At 54.4% G+C, this 12672-nt stretch carries 15 protein-coding genes and 1 other RNA gene; 7 read left to right on the top strand and 9 right to left on the bottom strand.

Going from position 1 to position 12672, the window contains the following annotated elements; all coding sequences use genetic code 11:
• Window positions 1-162: 162 nt before the first annotated feature.
• Both pepP and Y017_RS07205 read right to left on the bottom strand, forming a co-directional pair.
• Window positions 163-1479, bottom strand: a complete 1317-nt coding sequence (gene pepP / locus Y017_RS07210) for a Xaa-Pro aminopeptidase (RefSeq protein ID WP_035459940.1) — start codon at window positions 1477-1479, stop codon at window positions 163-165.
• A gap of 75 nt (window positions 1480-1554) precedes the next feature.
• Window positions 1555-2145 carry a UPF0149 family protein gene (locus tag Y017_RS07205; protein ID WP_035459933.1) on the bottom strand — a complete coding sequence of 197 codons (591 nt, stop codon included), beginning with the start codon at window positions 2143-2145 and terminating at the stop codon, window positions 1555-1557.
• Between the two features lie 232 nt (window positions 2146-2377).
• Here Y017_RS07205 and Y017_RS07200 point away from each other — a divergent pair, with 232 nt between their 5' ends.
• The 4 genes from Y017_RS07200 (at window position 2378) to Y017_RS07190 (ending at window position 3873) form a co-directional block, all read left to right on the top strand.
• On the top strand, window positions 2378-2590 hold the full coding sequence (locus Y017_RS07200; protein ID WP_011589873.1) for a TIGR02449 family protein: 213 nt from the start codon (window positions 2378-2380) through the stop codon (window positions 2588-2590).
• A gap of 45 nt (window positions 2591-2635) precedes the next feature.
• Window positions 2636-2947, top strand: coding sequence for a cell division protein ZapA (locus tag Y017_RS07195; RefSeq protein ID WP_011589874.1), 312 nt, complete (start codon window positions 2636-2638; stop codon window positions 2945-2947).
• 136 nt (window positions 2948-3083) lie between these two features.
• Window positions 3084-3267, top strand: a non-coding RNA gene (gene ssrS, locus Y017_RS15045) — 6S RNA.
• 24 nt (window positions 3268-3291) lie between these two features.
• A complete protein-coding gene (locus Y017_RS07190; protein ID WP_011589875.1) occupies window positions 3292-3873 on the top strand; it encodes a 5-formyltetrahydrofolate cyclo-ligase in 582 nt (193 codons plus the stop codon).
• Here the strand turns inward: Y017_RS07190 and Y017_RS15190 are convergent.
• Together Y017_RS15190 and ilvA are read right to left on the bottom strand one after the other, a co-directional pair.
• Window positions 3854-4003 (bottom strand): hypothetical protein, encoded by a 150-nt coding sequence (locus tag Y017_RS15190; protein WP_155849247.1) that lies wholly within the window; start codon window positions 4001-4003, stop codon window positions 3854-3856. The genes Y017_RS07190 and Y017_RS15190 overlap by 20 nt on opposite strands.
• A 336-nt stretch (window positions 4004-4339) precedes the next feature.
• Window positions 4340-5857, bottom strand: a complete 1518-nt coding sequence (gene ilvA / locus Y017_RS07185; protein WP_035459927.1) for a threonine ammonia-lyase, biosynthetic — start codon at window positions 5855-5857, stop codon at window positions 4340-4342.
• A 155-nt stretch (window positions 5858-6012) separates the two neighbouring features.
• Here ilvA and rpiA point away from each other — a divergent pair, with 155 nt between their 5' ends.
• Window positions 6013-6669, top strand: a complete 657-nt coding sequence (rpiA, locus tag Y017_RS07180) for a ribose-5-phosphate isomerase RpiA (RefSeq protein ID WP_035459925.1) — start codon at window positions 6013-6015, stop codon at window positions 6667-6669.
• A 234-nt stretch (window positions 6670-6903) separates the two neighbouring features.
• Here rpiA and Y017_RS07175 read toward each other — a convergent pair whose 3' ends face one another.
• Together Y017_RS07175 and Y017_RS07170 are read right to left on the bottom strand one after the other, a co-directional pair.
• The gene (locus Y017_RS07175) at window positions 6904-7428 is read right to left on the bottom strand and encodes a hypothetical protein (RefSeq protein WP_231483431.1); all 525 of its coding nucleotides are present in this window, start codon (window positions 7426-7428) and stop codon (window positions 6904-6906) included.
• Between the two features lie 104 nt (window positions 7429-7532).
• Window positions 7533-8492 (bottom strand): alpha/beta hydrolase, encoded by a 960-nt coding sequence (locus tag Y017_RS07170; RefSeq protein ID WP_035459920.1) that lies wholly within the window; start codon window positions 8490-8492, stop codon window positions 7533-7535.
• A 70-nt stretch (window positions 8493-8562) separates the two neighbouring features.
• On the opposite strand from Y017_RS07170, the gene Y017_RS07165 reads away from it, so the two are divergent.
• Window positions 8563-9207 (top strand): flavin reductase family protein, encoded by a 645-nt coding sequence (locus Y017_RS07165; protein WP_035459919.1) that lies wholly within the window; start codon window positions 8563-8565, stop codon window positions 9205-9207.
• On the opposite strand, the gene Y017_RS07160 is transcribed toward Y017_RS07165, so the two are convergent.
• Window positions 9208-9534 carry a hypothetical protein gene (locus Y017_RS07160; RefSeq protein WP_035459917.1) on the bottom strand — a complete coding sequence of 109 codons (327 nt, stop codon included), beginning with the start codon at window positions 9532-9534 and terminating at the stop codon, window positions 9208-9210. It lies immediately after the preceding gene.
• Window positions 9535-9728: 194 nt separating this feature from the next.
• On the opposite strand from Y017_RS07160, the gene Y017_RS07155 reads away from it, so the two are divergent.
• On the top strand, window positions 9729-10157 hold the full coding sequence (locus tag Y017_RS07155; RefSeq protein ID WP_011589882.1) for an META domain-containing protein: 429 nt from the start codon (window positions 9729-9731) through the stop codon (window positions 10155-10157).
• 90 nt (window positions 10158-10247) lie between these two features.
• Here the strand turns inward: Y017_RS07155 and fba are convergent, their stop codons facing one another.
• Both fba and Y017_RS07145 read right to left on the bottom strand, forming a co-directional pair.
• Complete coding sequence (gene fba, locus Y017_RS07150; protein WP_011589883.1) at window positions 10248-11312, bottom strand: class II fructose-bisphosphate aldolase; 1065 nt, start codon at window positions 11310-11312, stop codon at window positions 10248-10250.
• Window positions 11313-11448: 136 nt separating this feature from the next.
• Window positions 11449-12612, bottom strand: a complete 1164-nt coding sequence (locus tag Y017_RS07145; RefSeq protein ID WP_035459916.1) for a phosphoglycerate kinase — start codon at window positions 12610-12612, stop codon at window positions 11449-11451.
• Window positions 12613-12672: the final 60 nt, after the last annotated feature.

The raw sequence follows: 12672 nt of genomic DNA, 5'->3' as shown, positions 1-12672 counted from the left end.
TTTCGCTGTCGCTATAGGGGCACCGTATGAGGCGCAAAAATGCAGGGCGAGCTCAACATTGAAAAGTAAAAACCAGGGGCTACAGGCTCTTCAAAGCCGTACCCGCGACAACTTACTTCCCTGCTCGGCACAACGCACTCTTGACGCGTCAAGGTTAAGCGTTCAATTGCCTTTCATTATCTTTTCGATATCCGCCACGTCCTTGGGCACCTCGTGGCTAAGGACTTCGCACCCGGCTTTAGTTACCAGCACATCATCTTCAATACGAATGCCAATACCACGCCATTGCTCATCCACGGAAGTATCATCCGGCGCCACATACAACCCCGGCTCCACAGTCAGAACCATACCCGGCTCAAGCTGACGCCATTGCTCCTGAATGCGATAGTCACCGACATCATGCACATCAAGCCCCAACCAATGGCCGGTGCGATGCATGAAAAAGGATCGATAACCTTCAGTTTCCACCAGCTCGTTAAACTCGCCTTTTAGCAGGCCCAGATCCATCAAACCCTGGGTAAGAATGTTCACCACCTGTTCGTGGGGCACGTTCCAGTGATTGTCCGGATGTGTGGCTTCGATGGCTGCGTACTGACTGGCTAACACCAGCTCATACAAGGCTTGCTGTGGCTTGCTGAATGTACCATTCACCGGAAAAGTCCGGGTGATATCCGAGGCGTAGTAGTCCAGCTCGCAACCCGCATCCACTAACACCAGGTCACCGTCCTTCAGTTTCCCGGTATTTTCAATGTAGTGAAGAATGCAGCTATTCGGGCCACCGCCGACAATGCTCGGGTAGGCTGGGCTGCGCGCCCCATGGCGCATGAACTCGTGGATGTATTCCGCTTCCAGCTGATATTCCATCATGCCTGGCTTCACCGCCTGCATGGCCCGCACATGGGCGCCAGCGGAAATGCTGGCCGCCTTACGCATGATTTTGCCTTCCGCCGCGGATTTGAACAGTCGCTGGTCGTGCAGATGATGCGCCAAGGCTACAAATTCACCGGGCGGATGCGCCCCGCTACGCACCCGCTCGCGGATGCTGTTCACCCAGCCCATCAGGCGGCGGTCGAATTCACTATCGTGGCCAAGGTCGTAATAGACCCGCTCGCTGCCTTCGATCAGGCCCGGCAGAATTTCATCAATATCGCTGATCGGAAACGCATCGTCCGCATCGTATTCAGACACCGCCCCTTCCGGCCCGGCACGGTAACCGTTCCAAATTTCCATGGTGCGGTCGCGATCGCGACAGAACAGCACATACTCACCGTGCTCGCGCCCCGGCAGCAACACCATCACCGCCTCAGGTTCCGCAAAGCCGGTGAGGTACCAGAAATCACTGTCCTGCCGGTAAGGATACTCCACATCCCGGTTGCGAGTGCGTTCCGGGGCGGCGGGCAGAATGGCGATGCTGTTAGGCCCCATGATCGACATCAATTCCTGACGACGACTGGCGAATTCCTCACGGCTGATACTCAAAACTACTCCTTAGCGGGCACGGGTCGCTTATCGATTTTCACGTGTAGCGTCAGGCATGCTGCACCCTATATTTCTTTAGTGACGGGTTGGCGGTGCCTTGTCCGCTGGCGCGGAGTCCGGCTTGCCCTGATGGCGCATGACCAATTCAGTGTAAATCATCAGGGCCGACATTCGGCAGTGTTCGGCCACCTGCTCATACATATCTTCTTCCGCGTCGCCGTTATCATCCGGCGTAGCCACCTGGCTGATGGCGGCCAGATCCGATAGCGCTTCCTGAACGCCCGGCAGCAGGTCCTTGTCGTGGGTATTGGCTGAACCAGTGCCAAAACCCACTAAAAACCCCTCGCTCCACTGGGCAAGCGCCGCCACTCGCAAGCCCAAGTCATCGTCATCCGCCGGCAATAGGAGCGTCAGCTCCAGGCCGGTACCCTGATAGCCTGCATGCAACTGGTCTCGCACCGCCAACAAAGCGCCGTTCATTTCGGCGCCAAAACCCTCGGGCATATCCACATGGGCAGCCAGCACACCGAGTAACTCTTCATTATGGCTACCGTGCCCAGTCGCTAGCAGGCCCGCGATTACGCCCTGCAGCTCACTGGGAGAATGTTTCACACCGGCCGCAGCCAGCCCTTGGACGAGAACCTCAAAATCAATATCGTTGGACATGCGTCTTTCCGTTTTCAGCAGCCGCTCTTCGGTGGCACAGCGGCCCCGGAAGCAGAGTTGGAGATTACCGGAGAAGTGTAGCCTAAGTGGCTACCATACTTGAATTTCATTGACCCTTTCAGACCCCACACCTATAGTACAAAAAGCCTGCAATCCGGGTTGGGGCATCATTGCCGGACAATACCGGTAAGGTGCAGGGGTGCTACCTTAGGCGAACAGCGACCATTTTGCCATGACGATGGAACAACAACTAAGGCAACTGGAAGCCCGAGTTGATGACCTGCTACGCATTAGCGCAAAGCTGCGTCAGGAGAACCAGGCCCTGCAAGATCGCGAGGGAAAACTGGTTGAAGAACGGGCCCAGTTACTGAAAAAGAATGATGCCGCCCGCAATAAAGTCGAGGCCATCATTTCGCGTTTGAAATCTCTCGAGCAGGAGTCCTGAGCATGGCCTCCTGCCTGACCCACAGCCAATGCGGTGTAATCCGGAATGTCTAACGAAAACTCCCTAGTAATTCATCTACTGGACAAGGAGTATCGCGTCGCCTGCCCCGCCGGGGAACAGGACAACCTGCTGGCGGCCGCTCGCCACCTGGACGATCAGATGCGCAAAGTGCGCGATGCCAACGTGATCGGCCTGGAACGCATCGCCATCATGACCGCCCTGAACATGAGCCACGAATTACTCCGTGCTCGCCAGAGCGTCTCCCAAGATTCCGAAGGCGAAGCCCGGGTTCAAGCCCTGCTCGGCCGGCTGGAAGAAGAAATTCAAGCCTTCGAAGACGCCCGCCGCAGGCTCTGAGCGGCGGGTTAAAAGTTCAACGTTGAAACGCGCCACTTCTCGTCGCCATACGAATCACCTTTCGCGTTTCAACTCGCAACTCTCCTCTCTGTCAAGACTGACCCCGCCCCCACCGCACTGTTATAATACCCCCAAGTGCTTCCTGGCCTGTGCGCCAGAGGGTCAGGTCCCTGAGCCGATAATGTACTACCCGGGGGCATATATTGCCTTGCCCATGTGCATGTCCGCCTATTGAGCGGAAAGCCTGAGGGCAATGCTGCTGCCTCCACCTTGAACCTTCGGTTCAAGGGTCAAACCCACAGCGGCAGACCGGGAAGCACCCTTATAATTACTCATGCCTTCTTATGACTGCAGCCCTGCGACGGCAATTGCGCCGCCAGCTCCGGCAGCGCCGCCGCACCCTTAGCAAAGGCCAGCGCCGCCGAGCCAGTATCCGTTTCGGCCCAGCACTGGCCCGAGCCATTCAGCATCGCCCGGCCCGCCACGTGGCCATCTACCTGCCCAACGATGGCGAACTGGACCTGCAACCCGCACTGCACCATCCCCGCTTCCAACAGGCAACCACCTACTTGCCCTTTGTGGACCCGCTACGGCTTGGTTATCTGCAGTTTCGGCTCTGGCACCACCACCACCCCATGCGCCCCAACGCCTATGGCATACAGGAGCCGGCCGTGCGTTATCGCGGCCGAGCCTTATGGGCGCTTGATGTCATTATCTTGCCGGCAGTGGCGTTTGATGAGGCGGGATACCGGCTGGGAATGGGGGGCGGCTACTATGATCGTACTTTGGAGCAACTGACAAGATACCCCCGCAGGCCACGGCTAATAGCTGCAGGGTATGATTTTCAGAAAATGGAGCAGGGCGAACTACCAGTGGCCCCGTGGGACCAGCCAGTGGATTGTATTGTTACTGCGCCGTCTGAGTGACGGTAATACCTGCACTGTCAGCGTAACGTCGGTAATCCGGTTCATTCCCGCCATGGGTCAGGCTGCTAACAAGCACTCCCAACCCAAAAACCACGGCCAGTAGCACTAAGGCGTCCGGCTTTTTCTTCATTGTGTTATTCCCCAAACGGTACAGCAATATGAAAAAAATAATCAAAAGGCTTTAACAAAGCTAACACTTTAGTCTGATCCAACAGCACTGAATGCCAACTGGATCAAAATTTGATCGTTAGCAAATGTAAAGTCAAGCAGTTAGCGGTGATTGCTGACACTTCTTAACAGAAAACTACAGTAACCCTCTATCCACAAAGATCACTTCCTACCTCAAATTCCGCCCTCTCTCAGCAGAGATGATTGTAAAATCAGCACGTTAGAGAGAGCAGGGGCGATTGCAAACTAAACAGAAGTAAAATCGGCTACGCCGAATAATCGACCAACTAAAAAACGTTTAGTTCAAAAATAATCGGTAGGCGGGATTTTCACTTTCCTCCACCATAGGATAAGGCACCCTCTTAAGGTCGGCTAGCAGCTTAGACTGCCTGCCTTCCTCTACCTGGAAGCCCACCAATACGCGACCGTAAGCTGCTCCGTGATTACGATAGTGGAACAGGCTGATATTCCATTTCTCACCCAAAGACTGGAGAAACTTCATCAGCGCACCGGGGCGCTCTGGAAATTCCACTCGAAATAAGCGCTCCTGAAGGTCCTGCCGGGAAGTGTGCCCCCCCACAAGATGACGAATATGTAGCTTGGCCATCTCGTTGCCGCTCATATCCACCACTGGATAACCGCGTTCCTGCAGCTCGTTCATTAACGCCTGCAAGGCTTCACCATCAGGGCGCAGCTGGATACCCACAAAGATATTTGCGTCGCGATCATCACTGTAACGGTAATTGAATTCGGTGATGCCGCGCCGACCCAGGGCCTGGCAAAACGCCCGAAACGCACCCGGAGACTCAGGAATCGTGACCGCCAAAATGGCTTCGCGTTGCTCACCCAGCTCAGCCCGCTCAGACACATGGCGCAGACGATCAAAGTTCACATTGGCGCCACTCTGAATAGCGACCAGGGTCTGATCTCTTACATTATGCTTGGCCACCCAGTTCTTTAGACCCGCCAACGCCAATGCCCCCGCCGGCTCACAGATGGCGCGGGTATCTTCGAAGGAATCCTTAATCGCAGCACAAATTTCATCGGTGGTGGCAGTGATCACCTCATCCACATGATCGCGCAGTACCTTGTAGGTTTCTTTGCCGATCTGCTTCACCGCAACACCATCGGCAAACAACCCCACTTCCGACAGCGTGACCCGGCGCTTTTTCTCCAAGGCCGCTTTCAGGCAAGCTGCATCTTCCGGCTCCACGGCGATCACTTTCACCTCCGGGCGCACATATTTCACATAGGCGGCCACACCGGCCGCTAAACCACCGCCACCCACTGGGATAAAAATAGCATCCAGATCACGGCTTTGCTGACGCAGAATCTCCATGCCCACAGTGCCCTGTCCGGCAATCACATCCGGATCATCGTAGGGGTGGACAAAGGTCAGGTTATCCCGCTCCTGAAGTTTCAATGCGTGAGCCAGGGCCTCATCAAAGCTGTCACCATGCAACACAACCTTACCCCCATGACGCCGCACGGAGCTCACCTTGATATCCGGCGTGGTGCGCGGCATCACAATCGCCGCCTTCACACCCATAGACGAAGCGGCCAAGGCCAATCCCTGCGCATGGTTACCCGCTGAGGCACAGATTACCCCACGGGCCAGCTGCTCTTGATTCAACTGACACAGCTTGTTGTAGGCTCCGCGCAGTTTGAAAGAGAACACCGGCTGCAGGTCTTCACGCTTGAGAAGCACCCGGTTGCCAATACGTTTGGAAATTAACGGCGCTGCATGAATAGGAGTTTCCACCGCCACGTCATAGACGCGGGATTGCAGTATCCGTTTAACGTATTTGTCCAGCATGGGGGTCCGGGCTCATTCTGTTGGGGGGAAAGGAATAGTCTAGGGTCTGACCGACACAAATGCGATAGGCTAGGGTCGAGCCACAGCCACGGCTGACCTATAATTGGCGCACACTTCACCGGCGACACATACCGACAAGACGACAGGATACCCACATGGATCAGGATGTGCTGAAAAAGCAGGTAGCAGAAGCCGCGCTGCGTTTCGTCCCAGAAGGGGACATCATCGGCGTGGGCACCGGCTCCACCGCCAACTTTTTTATCGACGCACTAGCTACCCTGAAAGACCGAATCAAGGGTGCCGTCGCCAGCTCGGAGGCCACCGCCGAGCGGCTCAAGCAACACGGCATCGAAGTATTCTCACTGAATGATGTGGGCAGCCTATCGGTTTACGTCGACGGCGCCGATGAGGTGAACCAGCACCGGGAAATGATCAAGGGCGGGGGCGGCGCGCTTACCCGCGAAAAAATTGTCGCGGCCATGGCCAAAGAGTTCATCTGCATCGTTGATGGTTCCAAACAGGTAAACCGTCTAGGTGCCTTTCCTCTTCCTATAGAAGTCATCCCCATGGCGCGCTCTTACGTGGCACGTAAACTAGTCGCACTAGGCGGGCAGCCGCAATATCGGGAAGGTTTTTTGACCGATAACGGCAACATCATCCTAGATGTACATAATTTGGACATCAGCAATCCCATTGAACTAGAAACCACGCTCAATAATATTGTCGGCGTTGTCACCAATGGGCTATTTGCCAAACGCCCTGCAGATATTGTTCTGGTCGGCGAAAAAAGTGGTGCCGTAAACCAATACTGAAGCGATAACAGATTCATCGAAAATTTGGCTAAAAACCTCTATTGCGCCTGAGGAATCGCATCATCACTGAGAGAAGTTGATATCGCTGCCCGAAGGCGCCATTGCGGCATTAAACGAGGGGCGCGCGGAATGACGAGAGAACGCTACTCCGTTCCTGCCAGCCCCCGCACACTCAGTGCGCGAGACTAAAAAAAAGCCGCAAATAGCGGCTTTTTTTGTCTGGCGCTGTAAATATTAATCCCAGAAATTAAACCACGCTTTTTCTTCTTTTTCAGCGTCTACTTTTGCATCGACTTTCGCTTCAGCATTGACACCTGCCGCGTCGGCTTTCATCTCGACGTTAGCATTGGCACCTGCGCCCTGAGCGTTATTCAGCGCATCTTCCTGACGCTGGCGCGCAGCATCACGATTTTCTTCCATTTTTTTCATGTTAGCTTCGTGCTTAGCACGGGCATCATCGCCCATGGCTTTTGCGTCACTCTTCATGCCATCACGCTTAGCCTTGGCGTCTTCTTTCATTGCTTCATGCCGAGCTTTGATATCGCCTTCCACTTTATCACGCTGCGCCCGTGCATCTTTGCCCATCTGCTTGGCGTCTGCCTTGGCCGCATCACGCTGATCACGAACAGTTTGTTCAGCAGCACTGGCGTCTGCCTGAGCATTCACAGCAGCATTAACACCGGCATTCAGGTCTGCGACCGCAGCTTGACTCAACAAAACCGCACCTGACGCAGCGGCCAGCATCCATTTACTGTTCATCATAGACTCCTTGTAAAAACTAAAAACTCCCTAGTCGGGAACCGTGCAACCACATTCTTACAAAGCCGCTACGAGCTCAAGTAACAAAGCGTAAAACATGAGCATTAAACGAGGTACTCGTCAATAATTGCAAATATTTTACGTCTGAACGTCTCATTCTCATTGGCAAGCTGATGCCGAGCCCCTGGCAAAACCCGAATATCCGGATCTTCAAACTTCGCTCTAATCACCTTAAGGTTATATTGCCAGTCCACGGTTTCATCTAAATCGCCTTGAATCACCACCGGCGATACCTTTATCCGTGATGCTTTTTCAAAACCCGGCAACCACTTCTTTAAAGCACTCACCCAAATAGCTGAAATTCTGCGCGCCTGAAGTGGGTCTTTATTTTCCAGGAAATCGAGAAAATCAGGGTCGTTGGAATTAATAGTGAAAACCCGTTTCAATGTTTTCGTAAACGGGCTGATCAGCGTATGCAGCCAGCGAGCGGTCTCCCATTTAAAGGGGCGCACCAAAGGAGCCAGTAAGATAACCTGCTCGAAAGGATTATCATCGCCCTCTCCTCGGCTCAGCAAATAATCCATCACGATGGCGCCACCAGTACTCTGAGCTATTACATGCCAAGGTTTGGGAAAGTGGTTCGCCGCCAACGACAAGCACTGCTCAAGCACATCACGGTAAGTGCGAAAATCCGCAATCACGGCCTGCGGTCCTGTACTCAAACCATGGCCAGGCAAGTCATAGGCCAGCACGGCGTAACCCAGCTCCAGCACATGGCCAATCACATGCCGATATAACCCCACATGGTCGAAGTATCCATGACAAATCAACACCGTGCCCTTGGGAGGTTGTGCCCCTCGTGGCCGCCAACCATGCACAGAAAGCATGTACCCTGCCGCCTCGAAATAACCGAAGCCGTGTTCCAGATCCGGCAGCTGTTCGGCAAAATTAAGGCCGTAGTACGCCACATAACGCTGGCTGGATTCACTCAGAGGATCAAAGGCTTCCCAATTAAGGGGCTGCCATTGCTGAATAATCTGATCGCGATCGAAAGGATTAGCCATAACCGGTAACGGGCCTCCACGGTTTGCTCACGGCAGGCACTGATAATACGGGCCTAGGAGGAATCACACCATGCATCTAACCGCAGATACACTCAACGATCTACCGCGCGGTCAACGAATCAACCTTGTTAACAGCTTATCCGGCTTCAAAAGCGCCAATCTTGTCGGCACCTGCTCAGACGGTGGAGAGGAAAACCTGGCCATGGTCGGCTCTTGTTTCCACCTCGGTGCCGACCCTGCCCTGATGGGGATGATCATGCGTCCTCATTCAGTTGATAGACACAGTCTCGAGTACCTAGCGGCGACTGGAGTTTATACTCTGAACCAAGTGCATGAGGATATCCTAAAGGCGGCACATCAGACCTCTGCTCGCTACCCCCGTGAGATTTCCGAATTTACTGCCACCGGGTTGACGCCATCTTACCTACCCGCTTTCCAGGCACCCTTCGTGGAAGAGGCGCGGATTAAATTGGGAATGGTGGTGATCGAAACTCAAACGTTAGCCGTTAACGATACCGTTTTGGTGATCGGCGCCATTGAGCATATTTTACTTCCAGACAATGCCGTAGAGAACGATGGCTTTGTAAATATTGAACGGGCAGGCACGGTGGCTTTATCCGGGCTCGATAGCTACCACCGCAGCCAATCCATGGGGCGGCTCAGCTATGCCAAACCAGACAAACCCACGCACTGGCTACACGACAACGCGACATGATTACGGAACCGGTGAGGGCTGCGTCAGTGCCACCCAGGCCCACCAGCCGGTCAACACCAGCATGGGCAGCGATATCAACAACCCCCACATTACTAAGCGGTTTGCCCAGGGGTTCATCGCTGGGTGGCGCAGTGCGAAACATTGGGAGGCCGGCACTGGCAGCAAAAGAATGGCAAAACCCCATAACCACAGCCGCTGACCAAAAGCGGTCAGCATCAGGGTGAGCCAGCCCATCCAAAGGATCCCTACCCCCACCGCCGACAACATCGCCAGCGGTAACGCTAGCCACTGGTGATCAACGTAAAACTGCAGAAAGGTATTGAGCATGGTCGATCATCTTAGTCTGTTAAGAGCGGAAATGGCCTGAGTGCATTGTCCTCCTCACGGGCAACCAGTCAACGCTTGTCACCCGTTGACTGGTTCCACCTTGCGCCATATCAATAAGCTCGGCCACCGCAGGGAACCATATGCCAGCCGCCGCAGACTAATGACTTAACCCAACAACGCATCAAGGAATCCCCATGAGTCGATTTCGCCTTCCGCTGCTCTTGAGCAGCAGCGCCCTGTTACTGGCCGCGTGCACAGGACAACCGAGCAGCGGAGTCCATACCATGGTCGAGGAAAGCCAGTTGCGGGGTGAAGCCTGGTCAGTAATTTCTCTCAACGGTGAAAACATCACTGACGCCACTCTCTCCCTGAACTTCCATCAACCTGGACAAGTAGCAGGCAACGCCGGCTGTAACAACTACATGGCCACCTATGTGCAGAATGAGGGCCTCTTCACCATTACTACTGGCGGCGTCACTATGATGGCTTGCCCCAAACCGCTGATGGAACTGGAACAGAAATTTCTCAATACGCTTGGCGATATCTCTCAGGCCCGCATCAATGCCGATGGCATACTGGTGTTGAGCGGTAAGGACGGCGAGAAAATCAAGGCCACTCGCTAATGTAGCGATACACAAAAAAACCGCGCCCGGTTGGGCGCGGTTTTTTTGTCGATCCGCGTGCGGCCTATAACCGAAAGCGTTCGGCGACGTTTATTTAACCCGTGGATCCAAATCACCGGATTCATAACGCTGGAACATCTTTTCTAAGCTGATCGGTTTGATCTTGTCCGCATAACCCGCCGTACCAAAAGCTTCATAACGGGCCATACAGATATCTCGCATGGCAGTGATGGATTCTTTCAGGTATTTACGTGGATCAAACTCGGCTGGGTTCTGGGCCAGGAAGCGACGGATTGCCCCGGTGGACGCCAACCGCAAGTCGGTATCGATGTTGACCTTACGCACACCGTGCTTGATGCCTTCCTGAATTTCTTCCACCGGCACACCGTAGGTTTCCGGAATTTCACCACCAAATTCATTAATGATCGCCAACCAGTCCTGCGGCACGGAAGAAGAGCCGTGCATCACCAAGTGGGTATCCGGAATGCGTTTATGGATCGCTTTAATCTGCTCGATGGCCAGAATATCCCCGGTGGGTGGGCGAGTGAATTTATAGGCCCCGTGGCTGGTACCGATAGCAATCGCCAGGGCATCCACTTTGGTTTTCTGCACAAAGTCAGCCGCTTCTTCAGGGTCGGTCAGCATCTGCTCGTGGGTTAGCTTGCCGGCCGCACCAATACCGTCTTCTTCACCGGCTTCACCGGTTTCCAAAGAACCCAGACAACCCAGCTCACCCTCAACAGACACACCACAAGCATGCGCCATGTCCACAGTGCGGCGAGTTACCTCCACGTTGTACTCGTAATCGGTGGGGGTTTTGCCATCTTCACCCAAGGACCCATCCATCATCACCGAGGAGAAGCCCAGCTGAATAGAGCGCTGGCAAACAGACGGGCTGGTGCCATGGTCCTGATGCATAACGACAGGAATATGTGGAAACTCTTCGGTGGCCGCCAGAATCAGATGACGCAAGAAAGGCGCACCTGCATATTTGCGGGCTCCAGCAGACGCCTGCACGATCACCGGGGAGTTGGTTTTGTCCGCGGCTTCCATAATGGCGCGCATTTGTTCCACATTGTTCACGTTATAAGCCGGTACGCCGTAGCCGAACTCGGCAGCGTGGTCCAGCAGCTGTCGCATGCTTACTAGTGCCATGGTATTTCCCCTTCATTATCCGTTTGCGATGCGCGCGCACCGCCTATGCTTCGTCCATTACAACCCGATGTCAAAAACCAAACGCCTAACGTACGAGTTGTCGTCAGGCCTTCGGCGTCGAGCATTCGGCGTTTTATCAATCCTTCGCCCGTGCCTCAAGCATAGCCACTGCCGGCAGCACCTTACCTTCCACAAACTCCAGGAAGGCACCACCACCGGTAGAGATGTAGCTAACCTTATCGGTAATGCCGTATTTATCCACCGCCGCCAGGGTGTCGCCACCGCCAGCAATGGAGAAAGCATCAGAATCGGCGATGGCCAGGGCCATTTCACGAGTGCCTTCACCAAACTGATCAAATTCAAAAACACCCACCGGACCATTCCAAATAATGGTTTTGGCTTCTTTCATTAGTGCCGCCACGATGTGAGCTGTTTGCGGGCCCACATCCAAAATCATGTCGTCGTCGGCCACGTCTTCCACTTTCTTGGTCGCCGCCTCGGCGGATTCAGAAAAGGCCTTGGCAGTAACCACATCCACCGGAATCGGGATGTGTACCTTCTCGGCAATTTTCTGTGCGGCAGGAATCAGGTCCTTTTCATACAAAGACTTACCCACCGGGTGCCCGGCAGCGGCCAGGAAGGTGTTGGCGATACCGCCACCAACCACCAACTGATCCACTTTATCCGACAACGATTCCAGCACTTCCAGCTTGGTGGACACCTTGGAGCCACCCACAATGGCCACCAAGGGTTTGGCGGGTGCATCCAGCGCCTTACCTAAGGCATCCAGCTCATTGGCCAGCAGCGGGCCGGCACATGCCACAGGCGCAAATTTGCCCACCCCATGGGTGGATGCCTGCGCACGGTGTGCCGTACCAAAGGCATCCATTACATAGATATCACACAGTGCCGCCATTTTTTGTGACAGTGCTTCGTCGTCTTTCTTTTCACCTTGATTGAAGCGAACGTTCTCACACAACACCACCTGACCGTCCGCCACCTCGACGCCGCCCAGCCAATCTTTCACTAGCGGTACATCACGGCCCAGCAGACCTCCCAAATGATCGGCCACCGGCTGCAGAGAAAATTCCTGCGCATACTCACCTTCGGTTGGACGCCCCAGATGAGACATCAGCATCACCTTGGCGCCGGCCTTGAGCGCATGTTCAATGGTCGGCAATGAGGCACGGATGCGCGCATCACTGGTGACCTTGCCATCCTTCACCGGCACGTTCAGGTCTTCACGGATCAGAACGCGTTTGCCTGCCAGATCCAGGTCGGTCATGCGTTTGAAGTTCATTTCGTTCCTACCTCATTAAATTCTGCCAGACGCCATGCTGACGCCAAACGTTTAAGCAAC

Source organism: Alcanivorax sp. 97CO-5, assembly GCF_000524665.1.
In the GTDB taxonomy this organism is placed as follows: Bacteria; Pseudomonadota; Gammaproteobacteria; order Pseudomonadales; family Alcanivoracaceae; genus Alcanivorax; species Alcanivorax borkumensis.
The sequence above is the reverse complement of the archived record's forward strand: the minus strand, read 5'-3'. Positions and strand labels throughout refer to the sequence as shown.